Annotated in this window: 19 protein-coding genes; 8 read left to right on the top strand and 11 right to left on the bottom strand. The window is 52.2% G+C overall.

Annotated elements, in window-relative coordinates; translation table 11 throughout:
- Positions 1-14: 14 nt before the first annotated feature.
- Genes WBJ47_RS14960 through WBJ47_RS14945 form a run of 4 tightly spaced genes read right to left on the bottom strand, consistent with a single transcriptional unit; the run spans position 15 to position 5,308 of the window.
- Positions 15-1,613, bottom strand: coding sequence for an ABC transporter substrate-binding protein (locus tag WBJ47_RS14960; protein ID WP_422243212.1), 1,599 nt, complete (start codon positions 1,611-1,613; stop codon positions 15-17).
- 23 nt (positions 1,614-1,636) lie between these two features.
- Positions 1,637-3,532 carry a dipeptide ABC transporter ATP-binding protein gene (locus tag WBJ47_RS14955; protein ID WP_422243211.1) on the bottom strand — a complete coding sequence of 632 codons (1,896 nt, stop codon included), beginning with the start codon at positions 3,530-3,532 and terminating at the stop codon, positions 1,637-1,639.
- A gap of 1 nt (position 3,533) precedes the next feature.
- Positions 3,534-4,367, bottom strand: coding sequence for an ABC transporter permease (locus WBJ47_RS14950; protein ID WP_422243210.1), 834 nt, complete (start codon positions 4,365-4,367; stop codon positions 3,534-3,536).
- On the bottom strand, positions 4,367-5,308 hold the full coding sequence (locus tag WBJ47_RS14945) for an ABC transporter permease (RefSeq protein ID WP_422243209.1): 942 nt from the start codon (positions 5,306-5,308) through the stop codon (positions 4,367-4,369). The genes WBJ47_RS14950 and WBJ47_RS14945 overlap by 1 nt, the downstream gene beginning before the upstream one ends.
- 164 nt (positions 5,309-5,472) lie before the next feature.
- On the opposite strand from WBJ47_RS14945, the gene WBJ47_RS14940 reads away from it, so the two are divergent.
- From WBJ47_RS14940 to WBJ47_RS14930, 3 genes are read left to right on the top strand one after another with little or no spacing between them, the layout of a single operon-like run.
- Positions 5,473-6,489, top strand: coding sequence for a D-cysteine desulfhydrase (locus WBJ47_RS14940; RefSeq protein WP_422243208.1), 1,017 nt, complete (start codon positions 5,473-5,475; stop codon positions 6,487-6,489).
- 56 nt (positions 6,490-6,545) lie between these two features.
- A complete protein-coding gene (locus WBJ47_RS14935; RefSeq protein WP_422243207.1) occupies positions 6,546-7,511 on the top strand; it encodes a Bug family tripartite tricarboxylate transporter substrate binding protein in 966 nt (321 codons plus the stop codon).
- Positions 7,512-7,530: 19 nt separating this feature from the next.
- Positions 7,531-8,787: an MFS transporter gene (locus WBJ47_RS14930; protein WP_422243206.1), complete on the top strand. Its 1,257-nt coding sequence runs from the start codon at positions 7,531-7,533 to the stop codon at positions 8,785-8,787.
- A gap of 35 nt (positions 8,788-8,822) precedes the next feature.
- Here WBJ47_RS14930 and WBJ47_RS14925 read toward each other — a convergent pair whose 3' ends face one another.
- Positions 8,823-10,064, bottom strand: coding sequence for a porin (locus tag WBJ47_RS14925; protein WP_422243205.1), 1,242 nt, complete (start codon positions 10,062-10,064; stop codon positions 8,823-8,825).
- Positions 10,065-10,156: 92 nt separating this feature from the next.
- On the opposite strand from WBJ47_RS14925, the gene WBJ47_RS14920 reads away from it, so the two are divergent.
- Positions 10,157-10,924 carry a class II aldolase/adducin family protein gene (locus WBJ47_RS14920; protein ID WP_424585394.1) on the top strand — a complete coding sequence of 256 codons (768 nt, stop codon included), beginning with the start codon at positions 10,157-10,159 and terminating at the stop codon, positions 10,922-10,924.
- Between the two features lie 9 nt (positions 10,925-10,933).
- On the opposite strand, the gene WBJ47_RS14915 is transcribed toward WBJ47_RS14920, so the two are convergent.
- Positions 10,934-11,989, bottom strand: a complete 1,056-nt coding sequence (locus tag WBJ47_RS14915; protein ID WP_422244035.1) for a TauD/TfdA family dioxygenase — start codon at positions 11,987-11,989, stop codon at positions 10,934-10,936.
- A gap of 66 nt (positions 11,990-12,055) precedes the next feature.
- Between WBJ47_RS14915 and WBJ47_RS14910 the strand changes: the two genes are divergently transcribed.
- Positions 12,056-12,814, top strand: coding sequence for a sulfite exporter TauE/SafE family protein (locus tag WBJ47_RS14910; protein WP_422244034.1), 759 nt, complete (start codon positions 12,056-12,058; stop codon positions 12,812-12,814).
- Between the two features lie 24 nt (positions 12,815-12,838).
- Here WBJ47_RS14910 and WBJ47_RS14905 read toward each other — a convergent pair whose 3' ends face one another.
- Entirely contained in the window at positions 12,839-13,468 is a 630-nt protein-coding gene (locus WBJ47_RS14905) for a flavin reductase family protein (RefSeq protein WP_422244033.1), read from the bottom strand.
- Between the two features lie 157 nt (positions 13,469-13,625).
- On the opposite strand from WBJ47_RS14905, the gene WBJ47_RS14900 reads away from it, so the two are divergent.
- Genes WBJ47_RS14900 through WBJ47_RS14890 form a run of 3 tightly spaced genes read left to right on the top strand, consistent with a single transcriptional unit; the run spans position 13,626 to position 14,964 of the window.
- The gene (locus tag WBJ47_RS14900; protein ID WP_422244032.1) at positions 13,626-13,952 is read left to right on the top strand and encodes a hypothetical protein; all 327 of its coding nucleotides are present in this window, start codon (positions 13,626-13,628) and stop codon (positions 13,950-13,952) included.
- A complete protein-coding gene (locus WBJ47_RS14895; RefSeq protein ID WP_422244031.1) occupies positions 13,949-14,272 on the top strand; it encodes an SH3-like domain-containing protein in 324 nt (107 codons plus the stop codon). The genes WBJ47_RS14900 and WBJ47_RS14895 overlap by 4 nt, the downstream gene beginning before the upstream one ends.
- Positions 14,269-14,964 carry a nitrile hydratase subunit alpha gene (locus tag WBJ47_RS14890; protein ID WP_422244030.1) on the top strand — a complete coding sequence of 232 codons (696 nt, stop codon included), beginning with the start codon at positions 14,269-14,271 and terminating at the stop codon, positions 14,962-14,964. Before WBJ47_RS14895 ends, WBJ47_RS14890 begins: the two co-directional genes overlap by 4 nt.
- A gap of 73 nt (positions 14,965-15,037) precedes the next feature.
- Here WBJ47_RS14890 and phnE (WBJ47_RS14885) read toward each other — a convergent pair whose 3' ends face one another.
- From phnE (WBJ47_RS14885) to phnD, 4 genes are read right to left on the bottom strand one after another with little or no spacing between them, the layout of a single operon-like run.
- Complete coding sequence (phnE, locus tag WBJ47_RS14885; RefSeq protein WP_422244029.1) at positions 15,038-15,826, bottom strand: phosphonate ABC transporter, permease protein PhnE; 789 nt, start codon at positions 15,824-15,826, stop codon at positions 15,038-15,040.
- Entirely contained in the window at positions 15,823-16,698 is an 876-nt protein-coding gene (phnE, locus tag WBJ47_RS14880) for a phosphonate ABC transporter, permease protein PhnE (protein WP_422244028.1), read from the bottom strand. The genes phnE (WBJ47_RS14885) and phnE (WBJ47_RS14880) overlap by 4 nt, the downstream gene beginning before the upstream one ends.
- Complete coding sequence (phnC, locus tag WBJ47_RS14875; protein WP_422244027.1) at positions 16,695-17,465, bottom strand: phosphonate ABC transporter ATP-binding protein; 771 nt, start codon at positions 17,463-17,465, stop codon at positions 16,695-16,697. Before phnC ends, phnE (WBJ47_RS14880) begins: the two co-directional genes overlap by 4 nt.
- 5 nt (positions 17,466-17,470) lie before the next feature.
- Complete coding sequence (phnD, locus tag WBJ47_RS14870) at positions 17,471-18,436, bottom strand: phosphate/phosphite/phosphonate ABC transporter substrate-binding protein (protein ID WP_422244037.1); 966 nt, start codon at positions 18,434-18,436, stop codon at positions 17,471-17,473.
- Positions 18,437-18,545 lie beyond the last annotated feature (109 nt).

Here is an 18,545-nt window from a genome sequence, read left to right as displayed (position 1 = left end):
CAACACTCCGGAAATTAAACTTTACGCAAGGTATAAAACAACGGCATCTGAGGCTGGAAATCTACCCATTCCTTGCGGATCGCCGAAACAGGATAGGTGGCACCCAAAGGAATGTAAGGCACATCCTCAAACACTTGAATTTGTAGCTCTCGACAAATCCGTTTTTGTTCATCAAGCGATTTGGCATTGAACCAATCCGTGCGCAACTGCTCAATACGTTCACTAGTTGGCCAGCCAAACCAGCTCTTGAGGCCAAGGCCTCGAATCGCGAGATGACCGGCGGGATCCAGATTGTTAGGGCCCGTGGTCGCAGTAAACGCAATATTCCATCCCCCGGATGAGGGCGGCTCTTGACTATTGCGCCGCTGCATCAGCGTGCCCCAATTCATCGCCTGAACATCTGTTTTGATTCCCAGCTGTTTAAACAAATCCGCTGTGACAAGTGCTGCAGTGTGAAACGCTGGGTAGTCCACAGGATCAAGGATTACCACCGTTTCTCCTTTGTAGCCGGCTTCTTTAATCATCGCGCGAGCTTTGTTGAGATCGCGTTTACCCAACAGCTTTTCCATTCCACCATCGCTACTCATCGGTGAATCAGGGACAAACACGCCACACTTATCGTTCCAGAACTCCGGAAAATCAGGGCCATTCATCGCCATCATGTATTCAGTCTGACTGACGACAGACAAAATAGCTTGCCGCATGAGCTTGTTATTAAAAGGCGCATGCAGATGATTAAAACGCATCAAAGAAATCGACGGCAGTGTCCGTTTGATGAGTGTGATGTTGCGATCTTTTTTCAAAACGGGCAAAAAGTCAGCGTCAATGTGCTCAACGCCATCAACCTCATGATTACGAAGCGCTGCGACGGCAGTCGCACTATCAGGGATGATTTGCCATTTCACCTGTTCGATATGCACAATCTTGGGCCCAGACGTGAATTCAGGTTTGAGTTTGTTACTGCTGGGGACATATTCATTAAATTTTTGGTAGACCGCCTGAGAACCCGATACCCACTGGTCGTGCACAAACTTAAAGGGGCCTGAGCCGTTCATGACTTTGACCTGAACGTTATCGGGTGTCAGCGCCAGTTTTTCCGGCATGATGCAGGCCATACTGCCTGTCGGACGCGCAATGGCGTGCAGTATCAGCGGAAAAGGCTTTTTGAGCTTGAACTGGAGCGTCTTGTCATCGAGGGCGGTCAAGGACTCGGTCGAATCAAACAATGAGCGTCCCATCAAGTCTTTTTTAGACCAACGATTCAGACTCGCCACAGCATCTTGTGCACGCACAGGCGAACCATCGTGAAACTTCAGTCCATCGCGCAACTTAATCGTCCAAATGAGTCCCGTACTGTCGACCTCGTGACCCGAAGCCATCTGAGGATGGGGCTGATACTCATTATCCAAGCCGTAGAGGGTGTCGAAAATGAGCTGGGAGTGGATATTGGTGATGAACACCGTACTGAACATCGGATCCAGAATCGTCAGATCCGCGTGCGGCACCCAACGAAACAATTTTGCAGGTGCGGCAGCATGGACTTTAAAGGCTGCAGGCAAGCTTAACGCTGCTGCAGTAGCGGAAGACGTCACCAAGAACTTTCTGCGATCCATCTTTACTCTCCCAAGAACTCAAATCAATACATGCCACCCACCTGATGGGTTGCGACAAAATGACCCTCACCCACCCTGACTAGCGGTGCGACAAGGGGCTGTTCACCCACGCCTCTTACGGGACTGGGGATTTCTGAAATTTCGAGTTTGTGTTGACGTCGAACGAGAGGATCCGCGATCGGGACCGCAGCCATCAATTTTTTTGTATAGGGATGCTGAGGATTTTCAAAGATCGCGCGTCTTGGACCAATTTCCACAATCTGTCCAAGATACATCACCGCCACACGGTGACTCACTCGCTCAACAACCGCCATATCGTGCGAGATAAAGAGATATGAAATCCCAAGATCATCTTGTAAATCAATCAATAAATTGACAATCTGCGCACGAATCGAGACATCCAAGGCAGAGACGGCTTCGTCCGCAATCAAGACCTTGGGATTCACGGACAAGGCACGTGCGATACAAATACGTTGTCTTTGTCCGCCAGAAAACTCATGGGGCCAACGATGGACAGTCGCAGGATCTAGGCCGACACGCTCCATCAACGCTGCGACACGTCGCGAAGCCTCTGCGCCACTCGCCAGTCCCTGAATCACCATGGGCTCTGCTATACATTCGCCCACCCGCATACGAGGATTCAAGGAAGCAAAAGGATCTTGAAAAACAAACTGCATATTGCGACGCAAGCTTTTCAAGGAGTGTGCGTGAGCCAAGTTGACAGGCGACCCTTCAAAAATCACCTGCCCGCTTGTCACTTTGGTCAGCCCCATCAAGGAACGACCCGTCGTTGTTTTACCGCAGCCAGATTCACCAACCAAGGAAAGTGTCTCACCTTCATGCAAGTCAAAAGAGACTTGTTCAACCGCATGAACACGCCGCTGAACACGAGAGAAGACGCCGCCACGAATATCGAAGCGCGTGACCAGATCACGTACGCCCAAAATCACAGGACTATCAAGCGTGCCATCTGAGGAATGCGTTGAATGCTTGATGGCGCGATCTTCGGCACGGCGCGCATGCGCTTGATCTTCTTGCATAGGCAGATCAAAGCGCGTCGGTTGCGAAATACCTCGCATCGAACCCAGCTTGGGCACCGCAGCCAAAAGGGTCTTGGTGTAAATATGCTGAGGCGCCGCAAACAAATTGAACACATCGTTTTCTTCGACTACTTCGCCGCGTCGCATCACCATCACACGATCGGCAATTTCGGCCACGACACCCATGTCGTGCGTGATAAAAATCACGCCCATATCCATTTCTTTTTGTAGCTCAGCAATCAGCTGCAAAATCTGCGCCTGAATGGTGACATCCAAGGCCGTGGTCGGCTCATCCGCAATCAACACAGAGGGCTGACAAGAAAGTGCCATCGCGATCATCACGCGCTGACGCATACCACCAGATAACTCATGCGGATAGCGCTTCATCATCGCAGCCGCATCGGGAATACGCACTTGATCAAGGATGCGGATGGCTGCGGCATTGGCCTGTGCCTGCTCACAACGCTGATGCAAGACGATGGCCTCAGTAATCTGCGAGCCAACTGTAAAGACAGGATTTAAAGAGGTCATCGGCTCCTGAAAAATCATGCTGAGGTCTTCGCCGCGCATGCTTCTCATTTCGGCCTCTGGCGCGCGCCGTATGTCTACCGTCTCTCCTTGGGCACGGTGAAACAGTATTTCACCGTTCGTGATCGTGCCACCACCAAACTCGATCAGTCGCATCAGTGCGAGCGAAGTCACCGACTTTCCCGAGCCCGATTCGCCGACAATGGCTAATGTCTCGCCACGGTCGACATGCAAATTCAGCGCTTTGACTGCCTGCACTTGATTGGGGCCAGATCCAAAAACAACGGACAACTCTTTGACGTCTAATACCCGTCGATCGTTGATGCCTGTGTGTGAATGTGTATGGATCATGTCAAATTCTCTTGGCCATGCGTGGATCGATTGCATCACGCAAGCCATCACCCAACATATTGATTGCCAGGATTGTGATCGACAAAAACAAAGCGGGAAACGCAATCATGTGCGGCTTGATCTGCCACAGCGCGCGTCCTTCTGCCATGATGTTGCCCCATGAGGGAATTGAGGGGGGCACACCCGCTCCGATAAAAGACAAACTCGCTTCGGCCAAAATAGCCAAGCCACAAATATAAGTGGTCTGGACTGTCAACGCGGCAACGGTATTTGGAAAGATATGTTTGAACACCACCCGAACTGGTGAGGCACCCGCAGCAATGGCAGCTTCGACATAGGGCTGTTCACGAAGGGAGAGTGCCAGCCCCCTCACCAGACGCACAACGCGGGGCACTTCGGCAATGGTGATGGCGATGATCACATTTTCTAGAGAAGCACGCGTCAAAGCAATCAGGGCAATGGCAAGCAAAATCGTGGGGATGGACATCAAGCCGTCCATCACTCGCATCACAATCGCGTCGACCCAACGCACAAAGCCCGAGGTCAAGCCAATGATAGTGCCGATCACGGCCGATAAAAAGGCGACGGTGAAACCCACCACAAGAGAGACCCGCGCCCCATACACCACACGTGCAAACACGTCGCGCCCAAGCAAATCTGTGCCGAACCAAAATCTTTCACTGGGCACTCGCGCGCGATGAATGGGCGACAGCGCCATCGGATCTTTATCGGCAATCCATGGCGCAAAAATCGCCATGAGGATCAGCAAAAACAATAACGTCCCGCCTACCGCAATCGTTGGATAACGCTTCAGGAATTTAAATGCTTGCGTCATCAGTATTTAATCCTTGGATCAAAAACACGGTACAGCAGATCGATCAAGAGATTGACCATCACGTATAAAAAACTGAAGAGCAGAATGACGCCTTGAATGATGGGGTAGTCGCGGCGCAAAATCGCATCAACGGTGAGGCGCCCCAAACCTGGAATTGAAAACACAGTCTCAGTCACGACCGCCCCACTGATGAGTAAAGCCACACCACTGCCAATGACTGTGATCACAGGAATCGCCGCATTTTTGAGTGCATGCTTAAAAAGAATATTTTGATTACCCACCCCTTTTGAGCGAGCCGTCCTGATGTAGTCCTGAGAAAGCGTCTCTAATAGTGTTGCACGCGTAATACGGGTGATGAGCGCCACGTACACACTGCTCAAAGCAAGTGTCGGGAGGATGAGCGTCCTGATTGAGTTCCAAAAACCCTGCGAAAAAGGAACATAGCCCTGAACAGGCAACCAGCGCATTTCGATGCCTAGCGCCCATGCCAGCATGTAGCCCACGACAAAAGTCGGAATGGAAAAACTAAAGACAGCCACCATCATGACACCGCGATCGTACGTGCTGTTGTGTCGCCAGGCCGCTAACGCTCCCAAGGGAATCGCGATCAAGACCGAGACACACAAGGTCATGATCATTAGGGTAAACGTGGGGGGCATCCGTTGGACAATCATCTGTGAAACAGGCACGCCCGTAAAAAGAGAGTTGCCCAGGTCACCTTGCAGAACATTCAATAACCACAAGGTAAAGCGATGATAGAAAGGCTGATCCAGACCAAGGGTCTGTCTGATACGAGCGATGTCTTCGAGGGAAGCCTCTTCGCCTGCGAGAAAGACAGCCGGATCGCCTGGTGCCAAATCGAGCAGTCCATAAACAAACAGCGCGACCACCAGCATGACAGGCAATGTCAACAACAAACGGCGAATAGTGTAAGCAAACATCTAGATCACACGTCCTGAAAAGCCTCAATGTGATCCGATGCTATCGACTGATGCTCAGTCCGTCAACAGATTATTTTTGACTTGGCAACACGCAAGCGCAGGCGTACATTGTGCGGCACACACAGTCCAAATATTGAAATCATTCAAACGATCAGGAGACAAGCATGGATTTGAGCCGCTTCGCACGCCGTCAATACACAGTGGGTGCTTCACCTATTGAGTTTTTGCCAAACTTCACCAAGGCCCTGGGAGGCCCTAAAGTCTGGATCAAGCGCGACGATATGCTTGGCTTGGCGCCTGGCGGTAACAAAACCCGCAAGCTTGAATTTCTGATGGGCGATGCGCTCGCAAAAGGTGCAGATACGCTGATCACATGCGGTGCACCACAATCCAACCATTGTCGAATCACCCTGGCTGCCGCCGTCAAAGAAGGCCTGAAATGTCGCTTTGTGATTGAGGAGCGCGTGCCAGGAAGCTACGACCCTGAAGCCAGCGGCAACAATTTCATGTTTCGATTACTCGGCGTCGAAAGCATCACTGTGGTGCCCGGTGGCTCCAACATGGCGCAAGCGATGGAAGCGGTCGCACAAGAGGCGCGCGCACAAGGGCGTAAACCCTACATCATTCCTGGCGGTGGCTCAAATGCAATCGGCGGCTTAGGCTACGTCGCTTGTGCACAAGAAATTCAACAGCAGCTGTTTGAAATGGGTCAACCCATGGACCATATCGTCGTGGGTTCGGGAAGCTCTGGCACGCACGGTGGCTTGGTGGCGGGCTTTTTAGGCAATAACATTAAGATCCCACTGGTGGGAATCGGTGTGAGCCGCGACCCTCAAGACCAAAACCCTTTGGTGCATAAAGAAGCGCAAGCCATTATGGATTTGCTCGGCACAGGCATTCAAGTACCCGCCGAGGCAGTGGTCTCGTTTGGCGACTGGTGGCGTCCAAAATACTCGATCCCTAATCCTGCAATGGTTGAAGCGGTTCAGTTGCTCGCTCGAACAGAAGCCATTTTGCTTGACCCTGTTTACACAGGAAAAATCATGGCCGGCTTGATCGGTTTGAGTCGTCAAGGCTACTTTAAACCAACCGATAACGTTCTGTTCCTGCATACAGGGGGTGCCACCTCGCTGCATGCCTACGAATCTGTCATTCTGGGTGATCCAGCCGACGCTAAATAGTAGTATCGTCAAAAACACAATCAACAAAAATTTTGCACCAACCAATAGGTGGAGACATGAAAATATTGAAAGCAGGTTTACTGGCTGCAGCATTGGCAACGCTATCCGTCAGCGCAATTGCCCAGAACTATCCCACCAAGCCGATTCGCTGGGTCGTCCCCTACACACCGGGCGGCTATACGGATAATGTGACGCGCATGGTGACTGCGAAAGTCCAGACGATTTTGGGCCAACCCATCATCATTGAAAACAAACCAGGTGCCAACTCCATCATCGGTGCAGACTTTGTCGCCAAAGCTGCCCCCGATGGCTACACCATCCTGACAGTCATCACGGCACACGCGGCGAATGCGACCCTCTATGAAGGCAAACTGCCGTTTGACCACAAAGCGCTTGCCCCCGTTTCTTTAGTAGCGGTTTCCCCATTGATTTTGACAACAAGCAAGCAGTTTCCTGTCAAAAATGTCAGTGAACTGATTGCCTATGCCAAAGCAAACCCAGGCAAGCTCGCGTATGGTTCTTCGGGCGTTGGCTCGGCGGCCCATCTGACTTCAGAGTTGCTTCAAACCACGGCGGGCGTCAATATGATTCACGTGCCTTATAAAGGCACGGCACCCGCGCTTGCCGACCTGATGGCAAACAACATCCAAATGCTGGTGGATGTTCCAAGCTCGATGATGCCCCATGTCAAAGGCGGCAAAGTCAATGCGCTCGCCATGTTTTCAAATCAGCGTTTACCGAGCGCCCCGGACGTCCCTACCATCAAAGAGTCTGGTGGTCCGCTCATTGAATCTTCAAGCTGGGTCATGTTTTTTGCCCCACCTGGCACACCAGCAGCGATCGTCGACAAGCTTGCCAAAGCCGTTCACGAAGCCGTCAAGTCGCCTGAGATCACTGCCCGCTTTACCGAACTTGGCATCGTACCAATGGGTTTAAATCCAGCCGAAACAGCTAAGTTTCTTGCGGCGGAAGTCGACAAATGGGGCAACGTCATTAAAACAGCCAAGGTCACTGTTCAATAAATTAATCGCCTGACTCGTCATGAATAAAACCGCCGCCCACGCACAACCTCCACTCACCGGTTCAGGCACAGTGAGTGCGCAGGCGGCGACTATGCCGATTTTGCTGTCGCTGAGTTTTTGTCATTTGCTCAACGACCTCATCCAATCTCTGATTCCTGCGCTCTACCCTCTTTTAAAAACAGAGTTCAATCTCGATTTCGCACAAATTGGGCTGATTACGCTGGCGTTTCAATTAACCGCCTCGCTCCTGCAGCCAACTGTCGGGTTTTACACGGACAAAAAACCACAGCCCTATTCTTTGGCAATCGGGATGGGCTCAACGCTGATCGGTCTGTTGCTGCTGTCAGTCGCGAGCAGCTACACCGTTGTCTTGATCGCAGCCGCGTTGGTTGGTACAGGCTCTGCGATTTTTCACCCTGAAGCTTCTCGCGTCGCGCGGATGGCTTCGGGCGGCCGTTACGGAACAGCCCAGGCTTTGTTTCAAGTTGGCGGCAATGCGGGGCAAGCCATTGGTCCCTTGCTGGCCGCCTTTATTGTGCTCCCCCATGGCCAAGGTGCGATCGCCTGGGTGTCCATGGCAGCCTTAGTGGCCATGGCTTTTCTGACGCATGTCGGGATGTGGTACGGCGCAAACCTGCGTCCTGCCAAAAAAAATGTTCATGCTTCGACAGAATCAAAAGACTCAGGTCTGCCGCGCATGCGCGTATTGTTTCTGATTACGGTCTTGATGGTGTTGCTCTTTTCCAAAAATGTTTACACCTCTAGCCTCACCTCGTTTTTTACTTTTTATCTGATTGAACGCTTTGATTTGCCCGTGCAAGCCGCACAAATTCAGCTTTTCATTTTCATGGCTGCGATTGCAGTCGGGACACTGGTAGGTGGTGCGCTTACCGATCGCATTGGGCGCAGACCCATGATCTGGATTTCGATTCTTGGTGTATTGCCCTTTACGATGGCGATGCCCTATGCAGACCTGTTTTGGACAGGTGTACTGACCATCATCATTGGCATGCTGACCGCCTCAGCGTTTCCTGCCGTGCTCGTGTATGCGCATGAAGTCATGCCGGGCCGCGTGGGCTTGGTCTCAGGGATGTTCTTTGGTTTCGCCTTTGGACTCGGTGGTCTGGGTGCCGCGGTAATGGGGGGACTCGCGGATGTATATGGCATTGCCGTGGTCTACAAGATTTGCTCGTTCCTGCCAATCTTGGGTGTCGTCGCCTGGTTTTTACCGGACATGACCAAAGAAAAAGAACGCTACCGCTCGGCAGCGGCCTGAATGATCGCTTGACACCTGCGCATCGATTGATGCGCTCAAAACTGGTGACGCATCCCCACACCGAACACAAAACTCTCAGCCGTATTGATCATCGCGAAATTTTGTCCGTAGGATATATAGGTATACAGATTCGTGCGCGCAGAGAGTTGTTGCGTGAGCGCAGCGCTGTAGATTTGCTGCGTTTTAAACTGAGCGTCACCTTCCAATAACCCCTGCGGCTGCATCATCTGCCAAGAAGCTAAAAGAGTCAGCTGTGAGGTCAGTGGCGCCGTTACCCCGACGAGATATGAACTCGCGCGTGCACCGGGTAAAAACAACACGGCGCCGGGCGTCCAAGAAGTGGATATCAACCCCGAAGAGGCTGTTGCCCCCGTACCCTGAGTCTGTCCGTTCGCAAAACCATCTTGAGCGACTCCATACGCAAGGGACAACTTAACCGCCTTGAAATCGTAGGCGCCACCAAGGACCCAAATGCTGGGATTGGGCCCGCTCTCTTGTAGCGAGGGATCCCCATACAACTTGTCATAAGCCGCGACCATATTAAGCGGTCCGCGCTGGTATTGCACCCCGAGAGTCAGAGCGCGCATATTTTGGCTGGAGTTAAAGTTATATCCACCTGAATTCACAGGACAGGACAGGGTATTAATACAACTCAGCTCGCCTGCATAGATTGCTGATAGTTCAGTGGCAAACGAATACCCTGCACCCACCGTCAAACCTGTGACAGGCGTCGCCTGTAACAAGAGCATATTGCCAAGGCGTGAGGTGTTTGCTGAACCAAAGGATGAACCAATATTGGCCTGACCAAACCCCTCTTGGAAAGGATCAATCGATAGAAAGTAATTGGAGGCAAGATTGAGCTGACGCCCAAAATCGATACTTCCTGTTTGACGCAAGGTCATCCCCACCGTCGACTGACGACCAAATATGCGCCCGCCTTGGGCAAGCGTCCCTTGCGCAGAATTAAAACCGTTTTCAAGAACGAAATTGACCCCAAACCCACCGCCAAGATCTTCGTTACCACGCAGTCCAAAGCGGGATCCTGACTGCACACCATTGGTCATGCCAAAAAATGACTGATTGAGGGGCGTTTGAGGCAGGCCACCCGAGAACGCATATTGACGCACGTGATCGTATTCGAGACCCAGGTCAATGATTCCGTATAAGGTCACGCCATTTTGCTGCGCTGCAGCGCCTGAACTGAATACTCCGAGACACACAATCGAAGTCGCGATCAAGTGCAGCCGAGCACTTTTAAATAAGCGTTGAAGAACCACGAAAAGGCCTTGTTCACATGTTGCAGGGTCAGATGAAGCAGAGTAATCTTCATCAGAATACCTCGAATAACATCTATTTTAAAAGGTTCGTCATGTCCGTGCACAATCTTAAAACCAAGCCCCAGGTCGATGCGATTCAACAGGCAAAAATCCATCTCGCTGCCGCCAACCGACTCGCCGTGCTGGATGATTTGCACGAAGGCATTGACAACCACTTTACGATGGCGGTACCGGGCGCCAAAGATCGTTACCTGATTTTGCCCTTCGGTCTGCACTGGTCCGAAGCGTCTGCCAGCAATCTAGTTGTCTTTAATGAAAAAGGTGAGACGCTCGAGGGCGAAGGGATCGTTGAGCTCTCCGCTCAGTGCATTCATGCACCTGTGCATCGCATCACGGGTGCGAATGTCGTCTTGCATACCCATCAAAACTGGGCCGTCACGCTCAACATGCTGCAAGACAATCGTCTGTTGCCCGCCAGCCAGACCGCAGCCTTTTTTCATGGTTTGATCGCCTATGACGATACCTATACAGGTACAGCAGACTTTATTTCCGAAGGCGAACGACTCGCCCATGCGATTGGGGACAAAAAAATCTTGTTCATGAAAAATCATGGAGTGCTCGTGGTCGGCGATACTGTGGCTCAGGCTTACAAGCGTCTCTACAAACTCGAACGCGTGTGTCGCGCGCAAGTCTTGGCGATGAGCACCGGAAAACCTATCCAGATTTTGTCAGACGAAGTGGTCGCAGCCGTTCAAAAACCGCCTGTTGATGATCGCCACACACGTGCCGGTCGCGACAATCTTTACTTTGAGGCGATGATGCGCGTGTTGGACCGCGAGTTGCCCGGCTACGCGGACTAAATCAACGTTTTAGTTTGGCTCAAGAGGTGCGATCCAAGAGGCGGCGGGCACCATCACCCCGCCTCTCACACCTGGCTCAACCGTCCCATAGCGCTCTGCCCATACTGGAGCAAGCGGCCGGGCCTGAGGTGAAGACAACCACAACCGCAACAGATGACGCTTGCGAGCGGGTTCTTGCCAATCCTCGAACGCCGTCCGATCGTGAAGCAAGGTGTGGTTATGGACAAACTGCATATCCCCCGCTTCGAGTCGCATCAGAAAATTCAAGCGCGTATCGTTGGACAGCGCATCAAAACAATCCAAGGCTTCGACATGCAAAGGTGTCAGACGCATCGCATCATCGAAACGCTGCGCAGAGTCGATGTATTGGCGCTGATAAATCGTCGACATGAGTTGCGCATGCCAAGAAAAGACAGGAATTTCAAAATAAGGTTTTTGACCGGGCGCGACATCGCCGCGCCGATCGGTCGCAATCGGGTCAAACAGAGCGGCTGCGAGCGAGGGATAATCGCGGCGCATGACGTTATAAATCGTATTCGAAGAGACGAGCGCCGAGTCGCCTCCGGATTTAGCTTGATGCAAGCATACTAGCCCCACGATGTCGCTCGAATCCGTGTGAAAAGTTTGACGCTCATGGGTCTGATAAATCCTGACTTTGGGATCATCGGCATTGAGCCCCAGATCCATCACATGTCCCAGCACATGTCCTTTGGCATTTTGCGGACGCGGATGACCGAGATGACAGCCCAAGCCAAAGAATGCAGCCGCAGTGATCTCGCGCGACCATTCACGCACGGGCAAGGCGCGCACCAACGCAAAACCGCCCCCATGGATCAGCTCATCATGCAATCTTGCCAACCGAGGGCCGAGCGTCGGCAACATAAAATTTTCACGCCGGATCGCCGCGATATCTGGATGGGTCGCCAAAGCACGTTGGGCGGCCTGTTCGAGCTCTCTGAGCTCCTCATCCTTGAGATAGTGAATCCAACGGTCAGACGCGCAAGCCTCAGGGCCTAACCAAGCGCTTGGACCCATAATTTCTGGAGGCAAAGCATCGATCTGCATAAGTATCCTAAAAAGTAATGCGGTCTGAAATGGTGCTATCGTAAGCGTTGACTGACGCCAATTATAATGACTGACTCGATTCTCTCACTCACCCTCGTCGCCTTCGTTTTCATCCTTGCCGGACTGGTTAAAGGCGTCATCGGCATGGGGCTCCCCACGATTGCGATCGGTCTGCTTGGCCTGATTGTTGCCCCCGTCGAGGCCGCCGCGATGCTGGTGCTCCCCTCTCTCATTACCAATATTTGGCAATTGATCTCCGGCCCGAGTTTTATTGCCTTGCTGAAAAGATTTAAGTTTCTTTTGCTCGGCATTTGCTGCGGTACACCTTTTGGTGTGAGTTTCATTGTGAGTGGCCAAACTGCGATCGTGACTGCAGGTTTAGGCGTTGTGCTGATGGCGTATGGTCTCTATGGCTTATCCGCAGCACGCATCAAGGTCTCCGCACGCGCTGAGTTGTGGACATCACCTTTGATTGGTTTCCTCACGGGAATCTTATCTGGCGCGACGGGAATTGCCGCCCTGCCTCTTGCGCCATACTTCACCGCGCTTGAACTGAAACGCGATGAGTTGATTCAAGCCTTGGGCTTGGGATTTACTGTCGCCTCGCTCGCCTTAGCAATCGGCCTGCTCATCACAGGAGAATATGAAGTTGAGATCGCCACTGCCTCGTTACTGGCCTTAGCACCTGCCTTTGTGGGGGTATTTGTGGGGCAATTCCTGAGAAAGAAAATTCCACAGGAACAGTTTCGTCGCTACTTCTTTTTTAGCTTGATTCTTCTGGGTGCAGCGACGGCTTTTAGAGCGATCAGCCTGATTTCAGGCTGATCGAACTAAAAGCCAATCACCGACTTATTTAGCAGGTGTGTACTCTTTGGGGCGAATCATCTCAAACAAGGTATTGACCTCAACATAGTCGCCCTTGTAGCCGCAACGACCGAGAGGACGTGCCGCTGCTGTGTCAAAGATACCGTCTTTGAGGAACTCGTCATTGATATGCACACCCACTACCTCACCCAGCGTGAGCCATGTGTCGATCAGCTCGCCTTTGGCATTTTTGAGCTGAGTGGTGCTGATGAGCTTGCACTCAAGCGCAGCAATCGCACGGGCAATACGCGGTGGCTTGACCAAGGTCGAGGCAGCGGCTTCGAGGCCGGCCAGTTTCATCTCATCCACACCTGGCTCTACAGAGGCTGAGCTGATGTTCATTTCTTGCGCGAGCTCCGCACCACAGAAATTCGCGACAAACTCGCCCGTCGCATCGATGTTGTTGACACTGTCTTTGCGCACGTGGCTGGTACAAAAACCGATCACGGGTGGTGTTTCAGCAAAGGCGTTAAAGAAGCTGTAAGGCGCGAGGTTAACACGTCCCTGCAGATCGATACTGGAGATCCAGCCGATGGGCCGCGGCGCCACGATGGCTTTAAAAGGGTTGTGTGGCAGGCCATGGCCTTTGCTGGGTTCGTAGAAATAATCGCTCACGGAGACATCCTTAAAAGAATCAGTGCAGATATGGGGTGAATGCTGTGATCTTTTAGCACAAATATTTTGCTCAATTAGCGTCAAACGACAAGACAGTGCAGACAAAATAGGTGTAAAAATAGACTCTATCCTGATCAAGTTGACATGAGAGTCCAGAATGACTGAAAGAAAGGTAAATGACCTAGGTGGGCAGCCGGCTGGACCGGTCTGTCTCGACGAGCATCCCAGCACGCTGCACGAAAAGCGTGTGGATGCGCTGCAAAAGCTCCTGACAGGCGGAAAGCTTCAGGCCTTTACCTCCGACGCGATGCGCCGTGCCATTGAGTCCAACACCGAAGAAGACTACAAAAGCATGCTGTATTACGACAAATGGATCCGCGCCGTGCGCGCTCTCGTCATCGAACAACAGTTATTGACGGCCAAAGAAATCGATGACCGTATCGAAGTCTTGCGCGAGCGTTTTAAACAAAAGGGGACGCTATGAACGCGATTGAGCCACGTCCCGGACGTGCCCTGCCCGCTGGCACACCCGTTGTGATCCGCAAGCAGCCACCAGAAACACATTGCCGCACTCCTTTTTACTTGCGGGGTGCGGTCGGTGAGATCGCGGAGGTACGCGGATGCTTTCGAGATCCCTCTTTGCTCGCTTTCCACAAGCCTGGACTGCCGATGCGCGTGCTATATCGCGTCCGCTTTAAACAAAAGGACGTCTGGCCCGAATACACAGGCGGCCCGAACGACACCGTTGTCGCAGACATTTTCGAGCACTGGATTGACCCAATCGCTGGAGTAAAAAAAGTATGAGTACGTCACACGGCCATCACCATGACCATCACGATCATGACCATGATCACGACCACGATCATGCGCACGCACACCCTCATTCTCCACCCGCTCCCGATGACGATGACCAGTACGATCGTTACGAGGTCTTGCTGCAAACTGCCATTCGTGAACTGCTAGATGAAAAAGGCATTATCACTGCGGATGAATTGCACAGACAGATTGACTATCAGGACAGCTTGACGCCCGCCATTGGTGGAAAAATTGTCGCCAAAGCCTGGCTAGACCCTGTCTTTAAAAAGAAACTGCTGGCGGATCCTCTCAAGACGATTAATGAGTCTTTTGAGCTCGACATCACCACACCGCTGGATCTCGTCGTCTTGGAAAATACGCCAACGGTTCACAACGTCGTGGTCTGCACGCTGTGCTCTTGTTACCCGCGTATGTTGCTTGGCATTCCACCGGCTTGGTACAAGTCGATCGACTATCGCTCACGCATTGTCGTCGAACCCCGTAAGGTGCTCGCTGAGTTTGGCACGCACTTACCGGAGGATGTCGAAGTACGCGTCTCGGACAGCACCGCGGACTTGAGATTTTTAGTGTTGCCTTATCAGCCTGCAGGCACCGAAGGTCTCAGTGAGGCTGAGCTGGCAGAGTTGGTGACGCGCGACTCGATGATCGGGACGTCCCTGCCTCTCAGCACAAAGGCTTAGTGCTGCTCAGCCATCAAAAGCTGCGTTGAGTATGCAATGAGCAAAGAGCGACAACTGGGTTGTCGCTCTTTTTTTATAGGATTTTTTGACGAATCCGTGTGATCACGATTTCGGCCAAAATCACAATCACAAAAATAGAAATCAAGATCACCGCCACGCGATCCCATTGAAAAAGATTGAGCGCCGTATCGAGCGCCATGCCAATACCTCCTGCTCCCACCAAACCGAGGACAGCAGATTCTCTGACATTGATATCCCAACGCAACAACACAATAGACCAAAAAGCCGGCTTGATCTGCGGCCAGTAGCCATACTGAATCAAGGCCCCTGTGCTAGCACCGACTGACGTGAGCGCCTCAATCGAACCGCGTTGCGCCTCTTCAACGGACTCACCCACCAACTTACCGACAAAACCAATAGAACGAAAAGCAATCGCCATCGTGCCCGCAAGCGGTCCAGGACCAAAAATCGCAATGAACAAGAGTGCCCAGACCAAAGAGTTGACCGAGCGACTCGACACCAACACCAGACGCGCGAGGGTATTGATTAGACGGTTAGGAGTCAGGTTATTGGCCGCCAGCAGCCCGATAGGGACAGCTAAAAGAACAGAAATGATTGTGCCGAGTGAGGCGATATGGATGGTTTCAATGAGCGCGTCATGCACCGAACCTGAGTAATGTGCCCAATCCACCGGCCACATCCGTCCAAACAAGTCGGCCATTTGTTCCGGGGCATCCAGCAAGAACTCAGGAATCACCTCTACCTGACGAATCGACTGGACCACTGCCGCAACAAATAAAAAATAAAAACCAAACCGCACCAAGCGTTGACTCAGCGAATAGCGTTCCCAGACCCTGTTCATGGCGTCCCCTTCGAACCCGGTAAAGTGGTAGAAGGCTTACCTTTGAACAACTCGGCAATCGTCAGGTTATCCAAAAATACCCGTCGAATCACATTGGCGAGTAACTCACCCAACATAATGAGCGTAATGATGCTGATCAAAATCGCACAAACGTAGTCGTAGTCAAAGCGCTGGAAGGCCGAAAACAGCGTTCCACCAATACCACCTGCGCCAACGATCCCCACCATGGTCGAATTTCGAAGGTTGGAATCGAACTGATAGGTACAAAAACCGATAAATCGCGGAAACACTTGAGGCAAGACCGAAAAGATAATGACATTGGCAAACGAGGCACCCGTTGCGCGCACTGCCTCGACTTGCTTGAGAGAAATCTCCTCAATCGACTCAGTAAATAGTTTGCCGATAAAACCAATCGACGCTACGGTCAGAGCCAAAATACCGGCCAACGCACCGAACCCGACGGCTTTGACGAACAGGATTGCGACGATCACCGGATGCAAGGCACGACAAAACGCCACGATCGTGCGCGCCGGCCAAGAAGCCCAACCGGGCATCAGATTACGCGCGCCAAGCAAGCCAAGGGGTAAGGCGAGAAAAATACCAAGCGTAGAGGCTAGCACCGCGATTTCAAGACTCTCTGACAAGCCTTTGATCAGCAGGTTGTAACGCTCGAAATTGGGAGGGAACATTCGGTTGAGAAATGTGCCCGCATGACCTAAACCCGCAATAAACCGCGCCAGTGTCACATCTAATTGCAAGCTTGCATAGATGACATACAACACACCAACCAGCAAGCCAAGCTTTGCCTTGAGGGACATGGAAAAAGGTTTGGGGTGCGCACGCTGTGCGCCGGAAGAGGTCGCGGTGGTCATACGATCCAGGACTCGCCGCCGTAAATTCTTTTGAGCATCCCATGATCTAGCCCAGCTGCGGGGCCATCATAGACCACCTCACCGCCAGACATTCCGATCAAGCGCGTGGCATAACGCTTTGCGAGCTCCACATCGTGCATATTAATGATCACCGGGATTTGCTGAGCCTGCGCTTGAGCGGTCAGCAACTCCATAATCTCGACCGATGTTTTGGGATCCAAGGAGGACGTTGGCTCATCGGCCAATAAAATAGCCGGAGCTTGCATCAGTGCGCGGGCAATACCCACACGTTGTCGCTGTCCACCCGATAAAGCATCGGCGCGTTGACTGGCAAAATCTCCCAAACCGACCGTATCGAGATAGCGATAGGCCTGCTCGATATCCTCAGCACTGAAACTGCGAAACCACGCTTTCCAAGCAGACAAATAACCAAGCCTACCGGTCAACAGGTTTTCCATCACAGTCAAACGCTCGACCAGGTTGTACTCTTGGAAAACCATACCGATGTGACGTCGGGCGTGACGTAGCGACGCCCCCCGCACCCTCGTCAGATCGATACTGCCCTGAGCGGTATTGAGGATGATGTTTCCGGCAGAGGGCTCAACCAACCGATTGATGCAGCGCAACAACGTGCTTTTACCGGTCCCCGAGGGACCGATGATCGCCGTCACCTCTTGACCTGAAATTTCCAGATCAATGCCTTTTAAAACAGGGTGGCCCGCCCGATAAGACTTGACCAACCCTTTAATGCTCAATGCTGCAGCCATAAAACCTACTTACCTTTTGCTTTTGCTTTTGCTTTCTCGGCCTCACGGTCGTAGGCGGCACGGTTGAATTTTTCACCACCGGCCTCGGCGACTTCACGCACAATCGCCCAATCCTTTTCGTAGGTCACCGGATAGAAACGGTCAGCGCCATCAAAGGCTTTTTGCATCGCGGCTGGGTAGCGGTAGTCATAAAAACACGCCAACATTTTGTCCCGGAAGCCTGGCTCAAGATCATGCGCGTAAGCAAAGGATGACGTTGGGAATTTTGGGCTCGTGTACAAAATACGGAAATCGTCTTTGTTGATCTGACCGCGCGCCGCCATCCGGTAAAACACGTCCGAGGCCACCGCAGCGCCATCGTAGTCGCCAGATTTCACGCCCATCACGGACTGATCATGCTTACCTGAAAACAAGATTTTGTAATCTTTTTCAGGGGCAAGTCCTTGCTTGGGAAACAGCGCCATGGGTGCCATATGTCCGGAATTTGAAGAAGGTGAAGTGTGCGCGACTTTCTTGCCTTTCATATCCGCCATTGACTGAAAGGGGCTGTCTTTCTTGACGATAAAAATCAAGTTGTAGCCCTGGAAACCGTCTGCAGTGCCTTTGACAGCAAAGGGTACGGCACCCGCGATGTTCACTGCAAACGCAGTTGGGCCGGTAGAAAAGCCACCCACGTGCAATCGGCCGGAGCGCATGGCTTCGATTTCAGCGGCATTGCTCTGGACTTGATAAAACACCACACGTTTGCCTGTGCACTGCGCCAGATGCTTGGTAAAGGGAGTGAAAATCTCCTCGTAGACCGCAGGATCTTCGACTGGCGTATAGGTAAACACTAAGGTGGAAGGCGTCTTGAGCTTTGCTTTGTCGGTCGGGGTGTCTGCCACCATGTCTTTGTTTGCATCGCAATACAACGCGTCCAAATCTCCCCGATTTGGGCATGCCTGAGCCAGGCTGACACTGGTCAAGCCCATCGTCAGAGAGGCGAGTCCCGCAGAAACAAGCAGGGATAATTTCATAATGAGTCTCCAATACGCGCTGAATCGACGCGCAATGATAAAGTGTGACTGGAATATATACTCC

The sequence above is a fragment of the Zwartia sp. genome (genome assembly GCF_049655405.1).
Classification (GTDB): Bacteria; Pseudomonadota; Gammaproteobacteria; order Burkholderiales; family Burkholderiaceae_B; genus Zwartia.
This window is presented reverse-complemented; position numbering and strand designations above follow the sequence as displayed.